Genomic DNA, 18,601 nt, shown 5'->3' on the forward strand with positions numbered 1-18,601 from the left:
ATGAATTTACACAATTCAATCGTAGAAAGGGGTTCCCAATCCTTTCATCCAAAATGGTATTAGAAATGGTATGACTTGTCATACTTTTCCGGCGTTGCTGAATTTATATTAAATCTGTTTGATTGCCCGCAATATCGGTAAGGGCGGGTTTAGCTAGGATTTTTAGTGAAATTAGTAACTTAAAAACAAAACCCGCCCCTACAAGCAATATGGTTGTTTAACCGCACTACCTCGCATGCGAGATGGTGCAGTCCTTTCAAACTCGTTAAGTCAATGGACATTTTCGAACGTTTCCAAATCCCTTCAAAATCTTTTAGGGTTTTAATTCGAGCAGAATCGTCGCTGCTGGTTATAAAAATTTTCTTATAAAAGCCTAAAAGCTTTAGGGTACTTCACTCAAACTTAACTAAATGCTAAATTAAAATGTTAATTAATCTTTAATCTCAGATTTCATCCGTTCTAGGGTCATATGCATTTGATCGAACATTTGCTCGGGTGTCACGCCAAATTGACTGAGTTGAGTTTTAAGCTGCTGTACCGTCATTTGCGCCATAAAATCTTCCGATAGCTCGAAGCGCTTCATAAAGATTCTATAGCGCTCCATAAGCTGCTCCATTTTTTCGATAAAGATTTTTTTCCCTTCTCTGTCAAATTTCCCGTACTCGCTTCCAAGTTGCATCAGGGATTGATAGTCTTCAAATAACTGTTTAGCTTCTTGCTGAACGACTTCTGAATCAAAAAATCCCATATTCCCTAGCCTTTATAAGAACCCGTTTAAAATTTATATCATGCTACTCCTGACGGAGTTCATTAACTATTTTAGAGGAGTTGAAAGTTCTGTGGAGATACGGTTTTCCGTATTGTCGCGGTTAGGGCTAGATTTTGACACTGACTTTATTGTCAAACTACTTTGATTTAGATTGCTAACTACAAAACTATGTTTTTCTGAGACAATCTGAGTAATTGCCCGCAAAAACTGTAAGACTTTTGTGGTATCGTCATAGTTGATGAGTTAAAAGGTATTTTTTCAAGCTCTAGCTGCTGCGATCGCTTTTCTAGGATTTTTTAACTCGGATTTAACTCGAATTTTTCTTGGGTTTCTAGCTATTATTTTGGTCGTTTCTAAATCCATTCAAGTGGATCGAATTTATAGTAATGTTTTAGTTCGGCATAAAGTTCGGGGTGTTTCTGTTTCATTTGTTGAGGTTTTTCAAAGAAAGTTTCTGTCGCAACTGCAAAAAATTCTGCTGGGTTAGTTGCGCCATATGCATCGATCGCTGTCCTCAAACCTAATTCGATATCGCTGCACAATTGCTTGTATTCTCTTTCAAAAACACGCGCCCAAGTCATATAATCCGATTGGCGATCGAGAAGGGGTACGCCATTTAAACTTCCATCCTCTCCATCTAGCTGATGAGCAAATTCGTGAAGGATAACGTTATGTCCGTCTTGCCAATTTTTTGTATCGTATTTTATCTGTTCCCAGGAAAGGACAATTCGATCTCTATACCAAGATTCACCGAGTCTAATTTCTTGCTTTTCTTCTACTAAGTAATCGCTAATAGGAGTTGTTGTTTTTACAATATATGCACCTGGATAAACGAGAATTGACTTAAGTTTTGGATAATAATTTCCTTTTTGATTGAGTAAGAGAAGGCAAGCTTGAGCAGCAATAGTCAGTTTAATTTCATCAGTTATCTGTAATCCTCCACAGCCTAGAAATTGTTTCTCGGCTAAAAAAACGTTTATGTGTCCATGAAGTTGTTGCTGTAAGGAACGTGGAAGGGTTTGATAGCAAGGAATATTTTGCTCGATGATTGCTCTCCAATGTAATGGGAAAAATTTATTTTTTAAGCGATCGCGTCTAATTTCTCTCAGAATAGGTCTGAGCCAAATTAAAGCAACAACGATCGCAACGATTAAAAAGACAATTATAGCATTTAGCATTCAACATTAATTTGATTTAATTGCATAGCATAACTATAAATAGAAAATTTTTTGTAATAATTAAATTAAAATATTTTTCTCATGCCGCTACTATCCATTAAGAGCTAAGATTGAATATATCTTTAAAGCTTTAACCACTAGCAGTTAAGACCGATTACATGAGTAAAGGAACGTTATTTGATAAGGTTTGGGAAGCACACGCCGTTAAAATTTTGCCTTCAGGTCAGACTCAGTTATTTATTGGCTTGCACTTAATCCACGAAGTCACCAGTCCCCAAGCTTTTTCCATGCTGCGCGCTCGCGGACTAAAAGTATTGTATCCAGAACGCACCGTCGCTACAGTCGATCATATCGTTCCGACAGAAAACCAAGCCCGTCCCTTTCTAGACGATCTCGCCGAAGAAATGATGGTGGCGATCGAAAAAAATGCCAAAGACTACGGAATTCGCTTCTATAATATCGGTTCGGGAAATCAAGGGATCGTCCACGTCATCGCACCAGAACAAGGATTGACCCAACCCGGAATGACGATCGCTTGCGGCGACTCTCACACGTCTACGCACGGCGCATTCGGCGCGATCGCGTTTGGGATCGGCACATCTCAAGTCCGCGATGTCCTAGCCTCCCAAACTCTAGCGCTATCGAAACTAAAAGTTCGTAAAATTGAAGTTAACGGCACTTTAGCACCAGGCGTTTATGCCAAAGATGTTATCTTGCACATCATTCGCAAGCTAGGGGTGAAAGGCGGAGTCGGCTACGCCTACGAATATGCTGGCACGACTTTCGAGCAAATGTCGATGGAAGAGAGAATGACCGTTTGCAATATGTCCATCGAAGGCGGCGCCAGATGCGGCTATATCAATCCCGATGAAGTGACGTTTGAATATTTAAAGGGAAGAGACTTTGCACCCAAAGGCGCAGACTGGGATAAAGCCGTCGAATGGTGGAAAAGTATTCGCAGCGACGACGATGCGGTTTATGACGATCTCGTTACTTTTGATGCGTCTGAGATCGAACCGACGGTAACTTGGGGAATTACGCCGGGTCAAGGCATTGGGGTCAGCGAATCGATTCCCACTCCTGAAATGTTAGCAGAAAGCGATCGCGCGATCGCTCAAGAAGCCTATAGCTACATGAAATTAACGCCCGGACAGCCAATTAAAGGCACCAAAGTGAATGTCTGCTTCATCGGTAGCTGCACCAACGGACGCATTAGCGACCTGCGCGAAGCAGCTAAATTCGCTAAAGGAAAACGCGTGGCAGAGGGCGTTAAAGCATTCGTCGTTCCAGGTTCGGAACGGGTGAAAAAGCAGGCGGAGGCGGAAGGATTGGATAAAATCTTCCTGCAAGCAGGGTTTGAATGGCGAGAAGCGGGATGTTCGATGTGTCTGGCGATGAATCCCGACAAACTCCAAGGCGATCAAATCAGTGCTTCTTCATCTAACCGCAATTTTAAAGGTCGTCAGGGTTCGGCAACGGGACGCACCTTACTGATGAGTCCGGCAATGGTGGTTGCCGCTGCTGTTAAAGGGGAAGTGGCTGACGTGCGAGAGTTGATTTGATTTAATTGTCACGATTGTCTTGGGACGAGTAAAACTCTAGTTTGCTGCGATCGATGAGATTGGGAAATTCTTGGACGATCGCAGAGCAGGACTCGACGAAGTTATTGACCCATCTATAGCCATACTTTAATTGGGCAAAAGTCAGAGGCTCTGTCGTACTGCCAGAAAACGAAATCTGACCGGAAGAACTAACCCGAAACTTTTGGTGGAGCCACTCAAATTCGGGACGGGAAGACTCCCAATATCTCGCTGTCATTTTAGGGCCGATGTAACGACTAGCAGATTCGCTCAGATGCTTGAAAGCGCTTAGAAGTTCTTCGAGAGTCGTCTTTTGGACTTTCCGCAATCCCGCACCAACGGGGTCAAAAGAAGTATCGAAATTCGTTTTATCGGTGTAGTAACCGCCGTGAAAATTGGCTCCTCTCAAGCTGGCTCCACTGAAAAACGCTCCTATCAAACTAGCTTCTTCTAGATTAGCTTTTTGGATGTTGGCTTGGATCAAGTAAGCGCTATCTAGATAGGCATTGCTGAGATTGGCGTATCCCAAATCGGCTTCGTTCAAATGAGCGCCAATTAAATGCGCTTCTTTTAAATTAGCCCGACTCATCAACGCCTTAGTCAAAAAAGCGCCTTCGAGGTGTGCTTGCTCTAAAGAGGCTCTAGTTAGATTGGCTTCTTTTAAGTTAGCTTTTCCCAAACGAGCGCCTTGTAAATTAACTCGACTTAAATTGGCTTTGTAAAGATCGGCTCCATCGAGACAAGCGTCTCTCAAGTCAGCACTACTCAAATCTGTTTCTCTGAGATTGGCATAACTGAGATCGGCTCCTCTGAGGTCGATCTGTACTAGATTTGCACCTTTGAGATCGACTTTTTTAAGCTGTACCTGTCTAAATTTTCTTTCCCCCGCTGCGTACCTCTCTAGGAGATGGGCGGCAGTCAGTGGCGTTTTGGTTTCAGATTGGTTGCCAAGAGTTAAATTATCTGTTGCGTTTGACTGACTTGTCATGATAGAGCGATCGCTGTTTGGTTTCTTATCGAGATTTCTATTAATCCTAAGCGTTCCCAATTTACGCGCTTGGCGTTACATCTGGGTCATAAAAATTTTCAACTTCTTAGTTAGTGGTTAGTGGTTAGTAGTGACTTCTTTCTAATTCCGACTTCTGCCTTCCGACTGCCGTCCTTAGAGGTGTCCCCTTGCACTAGACTGAATATCTCATCGACAATAAAACTATGTCCGAGATTTCTTTTCGCGATCGCTTAGAGAGATTGCCACTGATTCTGGCAGGTCCGATCTTGCAACATACCTCGTCAGAGTCGGTGACGGTTTGGGTTGCCCTTAAAGAACCGCGTCGGGTTGCGATCGAGGTGTACGAGACTGCTGACAGTGGGAATGTCGTCGGTGCGTTAGCAATGGCTGGAGAGCGGACGACGGTTGCCCTCGGTCGGTATCTACACATAGTTGCAGTAACGGCTCAATCGCAGAACGGCGATTTCTTGCGATCGGGACAAATCTATGCTTATGACTTAAGCTTTACTGGGACGGAAGGCGATCGACAAACCTTGCAGCAAGTGCTAACTTCTCCGAGTTTGTCTTTAGTTCCGATTAGCTATTTCCCACATCAACTGCCCACGTTCGCCTTACCGCCTGAAGACCTAGATCGATTGCAGATCGTGTATGGATCTTGTCGTAAACCTCATGGCAAAGGTTACGATGCGCTGCCCATTTTGGATAGTTTGCTCGAACACAATGCAGCCTTACCCGATTTTAGACCCCATCAACTTTTTCTGACAGGCGATCAGATTTATGGCGACGATGTTGCCGATCCCTTGCTGTATGCGCTGACTGAAGTTGGCGACCTTTTACTCGGTTGGCAGGAACAACTGCCATTACTGCCATCGTCAAAAGTCTCTCATCTAACCTCAAAGCAGTTAAAGCCGGGACAGCGCAGTAAAATTGCATGCGAGCAAGCAGGATTTACCGCAGGGATTCGCGACAAAGCAGAATTGGCTAAAAGTCATTTGTTTGGATTGGGAGAGTATTACGCCATTTATCTGTTCGCCTGGTCCCAGGTTTTTTGGTTGGAGCCATTTCCTAAAGGGCGCGAGATTTGTCAGGATCGACAAGCAGCTAAGCAATGGGATCGGGAATTGAAAGACTTGCAGCAGTTTGCTAGCACGATCTGGAAAGTACGACGGGCGCTTGCCAACGTTCCCAGATACACTATCTTTGACGACCACGATATCAGCGATGATTGGTATTTGAATCAAGCGTGGTGCCTGCGGGTATTGGGAAAACCGCTAGGGCGGCGTGTAGTTCAAAACGCTTTATTGGCTTATGCCGTCTTTCAAGGGTGGGGAAATACGCCAGAGCAATTTCAAGATGGGCAATCGGGAGCCAAACTCCTGGAAGCAGCGAGCAAGTGGTCGGCATCGGCGGGAGGGGATAAGACAGCAGAGGAGGCGATCGCGTGCTATCTTGGTTTACCCGAATCCGATCCGCTGACAAGTCTTCCCAAAATGCGTTTGGACGGACAGTTTTTGGTGTTAGACCGCTCGCCAGAAGCCCTTAGATGGCATTATACAGTTAGAGGCGGCAGCCATGAGGTTATCGTTCTGGATACTCGTACTTGGCGCGGCTACCCAGCCGATCGCGACCCCATTGCTCCGCCAGCCTTACTCTGTCCGAGTGCCTTCGAGCGGCAACTGCGATCGGTATTGCAGCAAGCGCGATCGAACATTAAAGCGACTCTAGTTATTTCGCCAACTAATATATTTACCTTGCAGGCGATCGCTGGCATTCAACAATGGTATTTAAAGCAGGGCAAAGTTTTTAATGCCGATGTAGGGGATGGCTGGAATATGAACGCCTCTGGCTTAGCTGCGTTTTTAGCTACGCTTTTTGAAGGACGCGATCGCGTTATTATTCTTTCTGGCGACATTCACTACAGCGCCACGGCACGTTTGGATTATTGGTCGCGCCGCCCTTCCGATTCAGTCGTCTCAGACTCCGAAAAGTCTTTCAAGCCGCATCTTTTAACTCAGTTCACTTCAAGCGCCCTGAAAAATTCAGAGTTGATGACTCAACTCATTCATACTAAAGCGAAGTCAATTTTGATGCCAGAGCGTCGGCGCTTTTGGATTGGCTGGACGAATCTGCCAGAAATGATTGAGGTTAGGCATACAGATCGCTCGTTGCCAGATTGGAAATGTTCCCTTGAATGGATTCCCCGTCAACCCATACAAATCCCTGAGTGGGGAAAAAACGTTCCTTGGCTTAGGGGGCAACAGAAACCGAATTGGCTGTATAACTTTGTTAAGTGGCTATGGCAGAATCGCTGGTTTCAAGAGGGCAAAGAAGTAGTCGGCACGAACAATCTAGGACTCATCCATTTCGATTGGTATGGTAATCCTAGTGAAAATGCAGCTATTCAGGATATTTACTGGTATACTTCCTGGGGTAAACCTCGCGTTGGCTTTAGTCGCTTTCGGGCATCGCTGCACCTGCGTCAGTTGCCAAAGAATATTTAAATGTGGTATGCGATCGCTTTATATAAATCCGTTTAATTGACCGTAATATTATGTAGTGCAGTGCGCTCATCGTAGCGTGCGCTCGACAAAGCGCATACATCTCGTTCGCTTTTCATGCCTGTTCGAACGCGAGCTAGAAGCTCGCACTACTGGTTATTGTGTTTGTTCAACCGGATCTGATATTAAATTAATTTATTGGCATTCTTTTCAATAAAAGCATTGTATTATTTAGCTTCCTCCTGTTTTAATTCCTTAGCAAGACCTTCAATTCCTCAGGTCAAATAGATCTTATACCAATACCAACTTTCAGGTTTTCGCGATCGACGTTCTTCTCCCCTCTCCCTATTTGGGAGAGGGGTTGGGGGTGAGGGCGATCGACTATCTGTGTCATTAATGAATGAAAAATGGTATTAGATGCGATCGCCATGACTGTTAGAAAAATTGATAGTCGTAGCACAATCTTACGAGAGTAGAGCATCTTTTTTCTTTTTGTATGTTGTGCCATTTTTTCTGGCATATGGAGCTTTTAATCTTGAAGTCTAGAAGACATCTTCAAAGAGTCAGCCCTTCCATCTAAACTCAATGGTCCCGAACCAAAGGAAACGACCATTAACAAGCCTCCCAAGATGGCCAAGTTTTTCATGAAATCAATTGTCTGAGTTGGATCGGCAATTGGATTGTGAAAAACAAGGGTGGCAGGAACTAAGAAAATTATCAGTAAAATAGCCCCAATTTTAGCCTTGTATCCCAGGATTAAAGATATGCCCCCGACAATTTGGAAGGCGATTGTAAAAATCAAAACGACAAATGGAATTGGGATTCCTGCTTCAGCCATCTGCTGCTGAGTACTAGCGAAATCAAAGAACGCTTTACCAAATCCAGAGTGAACAAAGATTATAGCGAGAAATGTTCTGGCTATCAGGGGAATGAATTTTTGCATTTTTGTTCTCTTTCCTTTGATTGCCTAGTTGTCTGCCCGATTAGTCAATGCGATCGCTTTGCCATTGCCGTCTGCTATTACGGGTTCGGCGATTTCTCCCTTGTTGGGTTTGGATGGCTTGCGACCGGAAAAATCGCCCAGCAGTCCCATCAGTGCGGGAACGACGGTGGGAGTCAAAATCGTCGAAAAGGCAAGACCGCCCGTGAGGACGATCCCCAACCCTTGATAGAGTTCCGCCCCTTGTCCCGGAACGACGGCTAGCGGGAGCATTCCTAAGACGCTGGTTCCAGCGGACATAAAGATAGCCCGCAGGCGATCGCGCGTTGCATGATACAAAGAGTCATCGTAATCTTTACCTTCCTCTTGAAGCTGCAAGGCTCGGTCTACCAGTAGAATCGCATTATTGACCACCACGCCCGTTAAAATAACGAATCCCAGGGCGGTAATCATATCCAGAGGGACGATTAAACCGGGAATTCGATTGGCAATCACCAAACTCAACATCGCCCCACTCATCCCCATCGGCACGGTTGCCATGATAACGAAAGGATAAAGGAAAGAGCGGTAGAGCGCCACCAGCAATAAGTAGGTAATCAGTACCGAAAGCACGAAAGCAGAAGCGAGTTGAGATACCGTTTCAGAGAGGCGATCGGCAGAACCAGCTAGTTCCAAGCGATATCCTGTCGGTAAATTGGCTCGCAATGGGGCTAACACTTCGTTTTCTGTCTGTTCGACCAGAGTTCCCAGCGGCGCGTCTGGCGCTAGTGTAGTCGTTAAGGTAATCGATCGCTCTAAATCGACGTGGTTGATAACATCGGGTCCGGTCGTCTCGCGTACTTCTGCCACGTCCGCTAACTGTACCTGTCCGCGACTGGTATAGAGAGGGAGTTGGCGCAATTGTTCTGGGGTTTGTACGAAGGTGTTTTTTAACTCCACCGAGACATTTAGTTTTTTCTTGCCATCGATGTAGTCCGAGGCAAAGCGACCGCCAAGGGCTGCTTCTACCATCGTTCCTACTTCGGCTTCGGATAGACCAACCTCTGCGAGTCTCTCTCGATTGGGAATCACCCGAAGTTCTCCCGCACCCGAAGTATAATCGGAGCGAACATTTTGCACGCCAGAGAATGCCCGCAATTTATCGGTAATTTGCTTCTCCAGCTGACTCAATCTCTCCAAATCTTCGCCTACGATTTGAATTTCAAATTGTTTGCCCGGATCTTGGAAAATCGAGAATCTAGTCGGAAATAGAGTACGATAGCCAGGAAAATTATTACTTTGCGATCGCATTCGGTCTACCATATCGGCAAGTCCTTGCGTGGTAGCAAACTCTGGCTTGAGGATGGCGGCAATTCCGCGCCGTCCCGATCTGTTTATATACATAACGCGATCGACTTCTGGTTGCTCTCTCAAGAATCCTCTGGGACCTTCTGAGAGTCGAATCGCTTCGGGAATGCTAGTTCCCGGTAAAGGATCTGCCACCCAAAATACGAGGTTCCGGTTTCCTTCGGGCAAGTAGTCGGCAGGAGGCAGCAGGAAAAAGCTAGCCAGCAAAAGCATGACTGGAACAGACAAAACCAACAATCGGCGTACCATGCGACCTCGCCCAAGCGACCAACTTACTGTAGAAGCGAGGAAATTTTCTAACTTGCCTTGAAACAGTCGAAAAACTGCCGAAGTTTTGGCTACCGACCTCTCAAACCAATTGCCGCCTCGATATTCACCGCCTTCAAACATTTGCATCGCTTCCTCCTCTTTGAGGAATAAACCGGAGAGCATGGGAACTAGAGTCAGTGCGGCAAATAGAGAGAATAGCGAGGAAGCGGAAAGCGCGATCGCCATATCGGTAAATAACTGACCTGCCTCGCCCGTGACGACGACTAGCGGGATAAACACCACCACGTTAGTCAGAGTCGATCCCAACATGGCTCCCCAAACTTCCTGAGTGCCGTCGATCGCTGCTCGAATCGGTCTTTTGCCTTGCTGCAAGTGGCTGAAAACATTCTCGATGACTACGATCGCGTTATCGACCACCATGCCAACGGCGAACGCCAATCCGGCCAAACTGATAATGTTGAGCGTCCGCCCTAGGAAGGACATGACGATGAATGCGGTAATCAAAGTCGTCGGGATAGTCAGGGCAACGACTGCCACCGTTCGCATCGAACCGAGGAAAAGGATAAGTACTGCCGTCGCCAGCAATGCGCCAGTCAGCAAGTTTCCTTCTACCAACGCGATCGACTGCTCGACGTATTCGTTTTCGTCGTAGTTGTAGACAAAGCGAATGCCTTCTCCCTGTCGGTCAAACTGTTGCTGAAACTCCGATATAATTTCGCGTACTCCCTTCGATACTTCCGGTACGTTTGCCCCGACTCGGCGAATAATCCCGATCGCCACCGCAGGTTCTCCATTAAAAATTAGAGCGCTATCCTGGATTGTGCGTCCCATCCGCACCTCTGCCACATCTCGCAGAAAGACCGTACCCGACTCATCTCGACGCAGGATAAATCCTTCAATTTGTTCCAATTCTTGCGATCGGCTTACAGTACGAACTCGGTACTCTCGCCTGCCCAATACCAAAGGACCGCCTCGGATGTCGCGGTTATTCTCTCGCAGAACTCTAACCACGTCGCCAATGGTCAGGTTGCGGTCTGCAATAGCTCTTGGATCGACTCGTACTTCTACTTCCCGTTCGCGCCCGCCAGGGGTAAGGAACTGTCCTACCCCCTCGACTCGGCGCAATCTGGGGACGATGAGATCTTCTACTAGATCGCGGTAGCGATCGGGATCGCTGTTAGTGCCTTCTTTGGGAGCAAGTACTATCCACATCATGGGCGAACTATTGCCGCCTACCAGTTCGACATCCGATTCGCTGGCTTCTTCGGGGAGATCTTCTACCTGTTGTAATTTATTGAGTATGTCTACTAAGCGCTCGTTGACATCGCTATTCCAGGTAAATTCCAGGGTAATCGCGCTATTACCAGGACGAGAACTGCTGGTGATTTCCTGTACCCCCAGAACTTCCTCCATGCGTTCTTCGATGGGACGGGTAACTAGGTCTTCGACTTCTGTTGGTCCCGCACCAGGATAGGGCGTAGTAATGGTAATTTCCGGGCGATCGCCCCCCGGTTGCAGTTCCAGTGGCATGTTGAGTAGCGAAAGAATGCCCAATATAGCTAGCAGGCAGAATAAAACGAAGGTTCCGTGTCGCCAGCGAACGGCAGTTTCAATAAAATTCATAATGAGTAGGGCAAAAGTTAAAAGGCAAAAGGCAAAAATGAATTTTTAGATTTCACGATCCAGAATTCATTACTCTTACAGCCGCTCCATCGGTCAGCCCATCTCCACCTCGTAAAACAATCGGTTGTCCTGCGCGTAATTGTTCGCTGTCGATCGCAACTTCTTGTCCCATATCGGCAACCATTTCCACTTCAATTGGCTTTGCCTTGCCATCGACAACAGTAAAAACGAGCCACCGATCTTGTCTTCTGGTCAGCGCATCGCGAGATACCACAAAGCCCGACCGATTGGATGGTAACGCCAGAGTTCCCGTCACTGCCATGCCGGACAATAATCCTGGCGGAGGATTGTCTAAGCGAACCCTCACTCGCTGTCGCCTCGATGCGGAATTGGCTGCTGGCACGACTCCTGTAATCGTGGCGCGTTCTCGCCATTGCGGTAAGGCGCGAGCGCTTAATTCTACGGATAAACCAGGTCTAATCGTGCCGCTCAATTCCTCCGGCAATTCGAGGAAAACATCGAGGCTGTCTCCGGCAACTAAAGTCGCGATCGCGCCCGAACTTTCTATATAGTCTCCCGGACTGACCTGTCTTTCTTGTACGACTCCAGAGGTCAAGGCGTTCACGCGAGTTCTTTGTAGAGATAATTCGGATTGATTTAAAGCTGCCACTGCTGCCGCCACATTCGCCCGTTGTGCGGCAATTTCTTCTCGAATCGGACCTGCCACGGCTTCGGCTAAAGCGGCTTCTGCCTCTAATCGTTCTCCTCGCGCATCGTCTACTGTCGCTCTCGCTTCGACTAGATTGCGTTGGGAGAATGCGCCTTCTGCGACGAGGTTAATCAGGCGATCGAGGTTGTCTTGGGCTTCCTGTTCTCGCGCTTTTGCCGATTTCACGGCTGCTTGTCTCTGGGCGATGATTTCCGGTCGCGTTCCTACTTCCAAGCGAGCGAGGTTACTGCGTTCCTGGGCAAGTCTTGCTTTTGCTTGGGCAACGGCTAACTGTTGGTCGGAGTCGTCGAGGATGGCAATGGTCATTCCCGCCGTCACGCGATCGCCTGGTTGTACCAAAATCCGTCGAACCACTCCGTCTGTTTGAGCGCGAATCGTTGCTTGCTCTCTCGATTCTACCTGACCCAACAGTTGTATGCGCCTCGTCCCGTTTCCGGTTGCAAGTGCTACGGTTTCGACGGGTTTGGGCGGTTGTCCCTGCTGCTGGGCGCTAGCAGGTTGAGAGGTTTGACCCGAAGGTGCGATCGCCCGCCAGAAAACGATTCCACCCGTCGTTAGAGCTAGTATTATTAATGCCCAGAACCAGGGTTTTCTAGGCGGTAAAGGCTTGGAATCCGTTTGTTCTGAAATGTTCGACGGCTTATCCGACTCGGGCTGCTGAGATTCGACAGGATTCATAGTTGGACGGCTTTTACGGGTTTGAAAAAATGTGTTCTAGATTCTTGAGCGAGCCAAATATTTAATAAATTCTTTATTTTTAGTATGAGGCGCAAATGTGACACGGGAATGTCAAGCCAATTTGCAAATCGTCTACATAACTTCTCTAGCTCAAGTAAAGCTTAAGATCGTCGATTGACGAAGTGCTTTTCAGGCTCCGCCGCCTCGCGGCGGAGTACCTTGCACAACAATTTAGTATGGGATTGTCGTATGATTGCTAATAAAGCCAGCCAACTAAGTTGTCCGAAACTTCGGTAAAGAATATGCCCAGTACCACGCACGCCTTCAAAGAATGGGCAGTTGCTGTCAACGCCTTAGAAGCGGGTAAAACCATCATGCTGCTGCGTAAAGGCGGAATTCGAGAAGTTGGAGGGCGTTTTCAGGTTCAGTACGAGCGAGTGCTGCTTTATCCGACTTACGAGCATCAAAAACCCTATCTACTTAAGCCAGAATACGCGGGACGAGTCACGCCCGTCGCTTCCGGTTGGCATCCAGAAACCGTTCGCATCGGCAGTTGGGCAGAGATTAGCGATGTTTTTTGTGTCAGCAAAGCATCAGTTGTCGATCGCTTGCTTCCCTATCATATCTGGAACGAGCGATTGGCGAGCGATCGCTTTAACTGGAAACCTCGCCAACCGCTATACGTTCTCCTGCTGCGAGTTTATCGACTTCCTCAGCCGCAGATGGTTTCCTACTCTCAAGAATACGGCGGCTGTAAATCTTGGATCGAACTGTTACAATCTATTTCTCTCGAAGGAAGCCTTCCAGTTTTCGATGACTCTCAGTACGAGCAACGGGTAGAAGAAATTCGCAAGATAATCACTTAATCTCTCGAACTCTCGAACTCTTAAACTACTGGGGTTTCTTAGGAACGAGAAGTCGAATGTCGGCTATACATTTTCTGAAGCACTAGGGCGGGGTCGATGTATTTGTCAGCGTACTTTAACTCCCAATGAAGATGGGGTCCTGTCGTCCGACCCGTCATTCCCACGCGGGCAATTCGGGCACTAGCGGGAACGTTTTGCCCTTGCCCAAGGATAACTCCACCTTCTCGATCGATCAAATAACGACCTTGAGGTGTTTCTTCAACGTGCCCCATAAGATGACAGTAAATATGTTTCCACTGTCCCGATTGAATGGCAATTCTAGTACCGCAGCCCGTATCGTCCGATAGTTCTACTACTTTCCCGCCCCACCAATTGCGAACATAGCTTCCCAAGGGGGCTGCCATATCCAAACCATAGTGAAATTGAGTCGTTCCATCGACCGGAGAGGTGCGATAGCCAAAAGGAGAAGTGTAAGCCTGAAAATTTTCTACCGGAAAAGAAGCGTATTGCCAAGGATTGTTCCTTGTGGCAGCCGGGACGGTTTGGGCTTGGAGAGGCTGTTGTTTAACTCCTCCAATGATAATGCAGGTTGCCATAACCAGAAGGGTTAAGAGGAGAAAATAATGTTGTCGCAGACGAAGACTTTTTGCTGTTCGTCTCAGGGAGGCAATGAGTTTCATAAGCTCACTTCTCACACCTACAAACTGGATCGGAAGATTTTTAAAAGATCGTCAAAGCCGATCGCTGTCCGATATCATATCAGCTTATAGAAAGATTTTGTTAAAATCCAGAAACAGTAAGTAAATTGCGCTTGTTTATCGCGCCACTCCGCTTATGCTCGATGCTTTTTTTCCCTTTTCGCTCAAGCTAGATCCGATTGCGATCGCTGGTAGTTGTCTTTGGTCTTTGGCTTTATATTTGGGATTCTCATCGGCTAGAGAATGGATTATCGAAAAACTCGATCGCTGGTTTAACTTTGCCGAGCGATCGCTGTACACTTCGGTTGAAGAGTTTGAAAAAACTCGTCGGGCAAGAGAATCGCAAAACGCTTTTTATGCTTCTCTGTTTAGCATCGTTCCTTTTCTTGCCCTGGGAGGACTCTGTAACTGGGGCGTAGAAATCGGTTTGGGCCGTAGCTGGGCAGTTAGTGTAGGAATTTTAGCTTGTATTGCTAGCGGAGTCTACGAACTCGGACGCCGAGACGGACTTGGTTAGGACGGAAGACTGGAGGTGTGGAGGAGGTGTGGGGGGAGTGGGGGGACTTCTGAGATGGGAAGACAAGACCAACCACTCACTACTAACTACTATCGACTAACTAATCACCACTAATAATCCAAAATCTAAAAGCCAAAATCCAATGACCAATGACCAAACTTTCTAGTTCTATTGCTACAATTTGTCGTCGTGGGATAGCAATTGTCCTAGGGATACTCGTTACAGTCTCTCTGGGGGCTTGCAATCCAGCCAGTTTCAGAAGCCAAGCGGCTCAAGTTCCTCAAGTCGTCTTCTCAATCATAAGCGATCCTAAAACGTTTAATGCCGTTCTCTCGGCAGAGTCGCCGAATGTGTTTGGTTATATCTACGAAGGTCTAATTACCGAAAATCCTATCACGGGAAAAAAAGAACCGGCTTTAGCCGAATCTTGGCAAGTTTCCGAGGATAAACTGAAGTTTGTTTTTACGCTTAGAAAAGGGTTGAAGTGGTCGGACGGACAACCGCTAACTGCGGACGATGTCGTTTTTAGCTACAATGACCTCTATCTCAACCAAAATATTCCTAACAATTACAAAGATAGCCTAAAAATCGGTCTCAGCCAAGCTTTTCCTAAAATTCGCCAACTAGACGACCGACGAATAGAATTTATTTTGCCAGAACCCTATGCACCTTTTCTCGATACGGCTGGATTGCCTATTTTACCTGCCCATATCTTACGAAAAACATTAAAAACAAAAGATGCAGAGGGAAGGCTAAAATTTCTCTCTACTTGGGGAGTCGATACGCCCCCCGAACAAATTATTGTTAATGGTCCCTACAAACTCAAAAATTTTGTTACCAGTCAGCGGGTTATCTTCGAACGCAATCCTTACTATTGGAAAAAGGATAAACAAGGAAATCAATTACCTTATATCGAGCGAGTGATTTTAGCAATTGTAGAATCTCAAGATACTTCTTTATTGCAATTTCGGTCGGGAAGTTTAGATTCTTTGAGCGTTAATCCCGAATATTTTTCCTTGCTCAAACGAGAAGAAGATCGAGGCAAGTTTACTATTTATAATGGAGGTCCTGCTTATGGATCGCAGTTTATTTCTTTTAATCTTAATAAAGGCAAAAGGAATGGGAAGCCGTTAGTTAATCCGATTAAATCTCGCTGGTTTAATAATGTTAAATTTAGACAAGCAGTTGCCTATGCGATCGATCGTCAACGAATTATTAATAATATCTATCAGGGGCTGGGAGGTCCAATTAACTCATTAATTTCTATTCAATCTCCTTACTATGATAAAACTCTGAAGGGATATAATTATAATCCTGAAAAGGCAAAGAAATTATTGCAAGAAGCCGGGTTTAAATACAATAGCAAAGAACAATTATTGGATTCAGAAGGAAATCGAGTTCGTTTTACTCTAATCACTAATTCTGGTAATAAAAGTCGGGAAGCGATGGGGGCACAAATAAAAAATGACTTAGCTAAAATAGGCATTCAAGTCGATTATACCCCTATTGATTTTAATGTTTTAGTAGACAAATTGAGCAATAGTTTGGATTGGGAATGTTATTTGCTTGGCTTGACAGGCGATAACGAACCTCATATACCTAACGTTTGGCTGACTGATGGTAATTTGCATACTTTTAATCAGAAACCCCAACCGGGACAGAAACCAATAGAGGGCTGGGAAGTATCGGAGTGGGAACAAAAACTGGCTCAATTGACTATCCAAGGAGCTAGAGAATTAGACATAGAAAAACGCAAAGCAATCTATACTGAAATTCAACGACTAGAGCAAGAATATTTGCCCATGATTTATTTGGTTCAACCCTATTCTTTGGGGGCAGTACGCGATCGCTTTGAAGGAATTCAATTTTCTGCACTCGGAGGCGCTTTTTGGAATCTCGATGAAATTAAAATCTCTTCTAAGAAATCGAGGTAAAATTTGCTCCTTTCGTTAATGGGCTACTGCCTTCAGTTTGGGAGCATCTGCAAGGACACATTTTTCTTTCAATTGAGTTAACCTACATAGATGAAAGATGAGATTCATCTATTGAGATTACCGATGACAGTTAACGTTCAATTTCTGCCTGACGATGTTACGATTGACGCGCAACCAGGAGAACCCCTGTTAGAGGTAGCCAAACGGGCAGGAGTTTTTATTCCCACTGGTTGTTTGATGGGGTCTTGTTATGCTTGCGAGGTCGAACTGGGCGATGGAACTCCCATTTGTGCTTGTATTAGTTCCGTTCCAGACGGAAAGCAACATTTAACCATTTATCTATATTCCGATCCAGTGTGGTAAAACGGTTGCCAAAGTTAGAGAAATATGTAAGTTTGGATTGATATTTTTAGAGGATAGAGGTTTGGGGCGCATGAGGATTCTGGTGTTAACATGGGAGTTTCCCCCGCGCATTGTCGGCGGTATCGCGCGCCATGTGGCGGAAATTTACCCAGAACTGGTGAAATTGGGGCATGAGGTTCGTTTAATTACAGTGGAGTTCGGTCAAGCTCCCGGTTATGAAGAGGTAGAAGGAGTTCGCGTTCATCGGGTTCCCGTTGCCCCAGCTCATAACTTTTTCCATTGGGTCGTCAACATGAACGACAGTATGGGATATTACGGGGGCAAGCTGATTGTAGAAGAAGGCCCTTTTGATATTCTCCATGCCCATGATTGGTTGGTATCGGATGCCGCGATCGCGCTCAAGCACCATTTTAAGATTCCTTTAGTTGCTACCTTTCACGCTACGGAATACGGTCGCCACAACGGCATTTACACAGAGGAGCAGCGTTACATCGCCAGCAAAGAAGGAAACCTGGCTTACAATGCATGGCGCATCATCGTCTGTAGCGACTACATGCGTCAAGAACTGCAACGAGCATTGGGAACTCCCTGGGACAAAATAGATGTTGTTTATAATGGCATCCGAGCCGAGAAAAAGCAACGCGATCCTCACTTTGACTACCAGGCGTTTCGCCGTCGCTATGCCGAAGATAGCGAAAAAATTGTTTATTACGTCGGTCGCATGACTTATGAAAAAGGAGTTGCCGTGCTGTTAAATGCCGCTCCCAAAGTTATTTGGGAGATGGGCGGCTATGTCAAATTTGTGATTATCGGCGGCGGCAATACCGATAAGCTTAAAGAGCAAGCTTGGAACTTGGGGATCTCGAACAAGTGCTACTTTACAGGTTTCATGTCCGAGGAGGATTTAGATAAGTTCCAAACTATAGCCGATTGTGCCGTCTTCCCCAGTCTTTACGAACCTTTTGGAATCGTTGCTCTAGAAAGCTTTGCCGCCCGCGTTCCCGTTGTAGTATCGGATACAGGCGGATTTCCAGAAGTGGTACGACATACGAAAACGGGAATTGTGACGCATACCAATAATCCCGACTCTCTGGCATGGGGAATTTTGGAAGTTTTGAAAAATCCCGGCTATGCTCAGTGGTTAATCGATAATGCTTATGAAGACCTAGAACGCCGTTTTAGCTGGCCCAAACTGGCACGACAGACCGAAGCCGTGTACGGTCTAGTATTGCATCAGCGATCGCAAACCGTTTGGTAAAGCGCAAGAAACCGATAGAGTTGCATAGCTAGCCTAGTCAGCATAGGTTAGTCTCAATCCAAAGAGTATGATTTTGGAGACGACCCGATGAGCGAAGACGAATACTGGTAAGCCGTTGTCAATCGCGATCCCCCATTCGATCGCACCTGCGTCTATGCCGTCCGTTCGACGGGGATTTACTGCCTTCCTTGCTGTCCGTCGCGCCAACCTTGGCGAGAAAACCTGCTGTTTTTCCCAACCTGACGAGGCAGAACAATCCGGGTTTCTTCCCTGCCAGCGCTGTTATCCCAATCGGATTTTACCCGACGAACCCCACCTCGATCTGATTCGACAAGTCTGTGGG

The 18,601-nt window shown here is 46.3% G+C and carries 14 protein-coding genes and 1 pseudogene; 8 read left to right on the forward strand and 7 right to left on the reverse strand.

Going from position 1 to position 18,601, the window contains the following annotated elements; translation table 11 throughout:
• Nucleotides 1-430 precede the first annotated feature (430 nt).
• Complete coding sequence (locus tag NIES593_RS04705) at nucleotides 431-748, reverse strand: DUF1825 family protein (RefSeq protein WP_015144025.1); 318 nt, start codon at nucleotides 746-748, stop codon at nucleotides 431-433.
• A 374-nt stretch (nucleotides 749-1,122) separates the two neighbouring features.
• Nucleotides 1,123-1,947 (reverse strand): M90 family metallopeptidase, encoded by an 825-nt coding sequence (locus tag NIES593_RS04710; RefSeq protein ID WP_073598478.1) that lies wholly within the window; start codon nucleotides 1,945-1,947, stop codon nucleotides 1,123-1,125.
• A 158-nt stretch (nucleotides 1,948-2,105) separates the two neighbouring features.
• Here NIES593_RS04710 and leuC point away from each other — a divergent pair, with 158 nt between their 5' ends.
• Complete coding sequence (leuC, locus tag NIES593_RS04715; protein WP_073598479.1) at nucleotides 2,106-3,509, forward strand: 3-isopropylmalate dehydratase large subunit; 1,404 nt, start codon at nucleotides 2,106-2,108, stop codon at nucleotides 3,507-3,509.
• Between the two features lies 1 nt (nucleotide 3,510).
• On the opposite strand, the gene NIES593_RS04720 is transcribed toward leuC, so the two are convergent.
• On the reverse strand, nucleotides 3,511-4,515 hold the full coding sequence (locus NIES593_RS04720) for a pentapeptide repeat-containing protein (protein ID WP_073598480.1): 1,005 nt from the start codon (nucleotides 4,513-4,515) through the stop codon (nucleotides 3,511-3,513).
• Nucleotides 4,516-4,739: 224 nt separating this feature from the next.
• Here NIES593_RS04720 and NIES593_RS04725 point away from each other — a divergent pair, with 224 nt between their 5' ends.
• Complete coding sequence (locus NIES593_RS04725; protein WP_073598481.1) at nucleotides 4,740-7,037, forward strand: alkaline phosphatase D family protein; 2,298 nt, start codon at nucleotides 4,740-4,742, stop codon at nucleotides 7,035-7,037.
• 526 nt (nucleotides 7,038-7,563) lie between these two features.
• On the opposite strand, the gene NIES593_RS04735 is transcribed toward NIES593_RS04725, so the two are convergent.
• Genes NIES593_RS04735 through NIES593_RS04745 form a run of 3 tightly spaced genes read right to left on the reverse strand, consistent with a single transcriptional unit; the run spans nucleotide 7,564 to nucleotide 12,622 of the window.
• A complete protein-coding gene (locus NIES593_RS04735) occupies nucleotides 7,564-7,977 on the reverse strand; it encodes a DoxX family protein (protein WP_073598483.1) in 414 nt (137 codons plus the stop codon).
• Between the two features lie 24 nt (nucleotides 7,978-8,001).
• Nucleotides 8,002-11,214 (reverse strand): efflux RND transporter permease subunit, encoded by a 3,213-nt coding sequence (locus NIES593_RS04740; protein ID WP_073598484.1) that lies wholly within the window; start codon nucleotides 11,212-11,214, stop codon nucleotides 8,002-8,004.
• A gap of 52 nt (nucleotides 11,215-11,266) precedes the next feature.
• Nucleotides 11,267-12,622, reverse strand: coding sequence for an efflux RND transporter periplasmic adaptor subunit (locus NIES593_RS04745; protein ID WP_073598485.1), 1,356 nt, complete (start codon nucleotides 12,620-12,622; stop codon nucleotides 11,267-11,269).
• Nucleotides 12,623-12,924: 302 nt separating this feature from the next.
• Here NIES593_RS04745 and NIES593_RS04750 point away from each other — a divergent pair, with 302 nt between their 5' ends.
• Nucleotides 12,925-13,488: a DUF1802 family protein gene (locus tag NIES593_RS04750; RefSeq protein ID WP_073598486.1), complete on the forward strand. Its 564-nt coding sequence runs from the start codon at nucleotides 12,925-12,927 to the stop codon at nucleotides 13,486-13,488.
• A gap of 38 nt (nucleotides 13,489-13,526) precedes the next feature.
• Here NIES593_RS04750 and NIES593_RS04755 read toward each other — a convergent pair whose 3' ends face one another.
• Nucleotides 13,527-14,168 carry a M23 family metallopeptidase gene (locus tag NIES593_RS04755; RefSeq protein ID WP_073598487.1) on the reverse strand — a complete coding sequence of 214 codons (642 nt, stop codon included), beginning with the start codon at nucleotides 14,166-14,168 and terminating at the stop codon, nucleotides 13,527-13,529.
• A 154-nt stretch (nucleotides 14,169-14,322) separates the two neighbouring features.
• On the opposite strand from NIES593_RS04755, the gene NIES593_RS04760 reads away from it, so the two are divergent.
• From NIES593_RS04760 to NIES593_RS25440, 5 genes and pseudogenes are all read left to right on the forward strand, one after another.
• Nucleotides 14,323-14,703, forward strand: a complete 381-nt coding sequence (locus NIES593_RS04760) for a hypothetical protein (protein ID WP_073598488.1) — start codon at nucleotides 14,323-14,325, stop codon at nucleotides 14,701-14,703.
• Between the two features lie 149 nt (nucleotides 14,704-14,852).
• Nucleotides 14,853-16,637, forward strand: coding sequence for an ABC transporter substrate-binding protein (locus tag NIES593_RS04765; RefSeq protein WP_073598489.1), 1,785 nt, complete (start codon nucleotides 14,853-14,855; stop codon nucleotides 16,635-16,637).
• Between the two features lie 123 nt (nucleotides 16,638-16,760).
• Nucleotides 16,761-17,000, forward strand: coding sequence for a 2Fe-2S iron-sulfur cluster-binding protein (locus NIES593_RS04770; RefSeq protein ID WP_073598533.1), 240 nt, complete (start codon nucleotides 16,761-16,763; stop codon nucleotides 16,998-17,000).
• Nucleotides 17,001-17,070: 70 nt separating this feature from the next.
• Nucleotides 17,071-18,258 carry a glycosyltransferase family 4 protein gene (locus NIES593_RS04775; RefSeq protein ID WP_073598490.1) on the forward strand — a complete coding sequence of 396 codons (1,188 nt, stop codon included), beginning with the start codon at nucleotides 17,071-17,073 and terminating at the stop codon, nucleotides 18,256-18,258.
• A 171-nt stretch (nucleotides 18,259-18,429) separates the two neighbouring features.
• Nucleotides 18,430-18,501 (forward strand): annotated as a pseudogene (locus tag NIES593_RS25440) (Ada metal-binding domain-containing protein); the annotation flags it as partial.
• Nucleotides 18,502-18,601 lie beyond the last annotated feature (100 nt).

It is taken from the genome of Hydrococcus rivularis NIES-593, from assembly GCF_001904635.1.
In the GTDB taxonomy this organism is placed as follows: domain Bacteria; phylum Cyanobacteriota; class Cyanobacteriia; order Cyanobacteriales; family Microcystaceae; genus Hydrococcus; species Hydrococcus rivularis.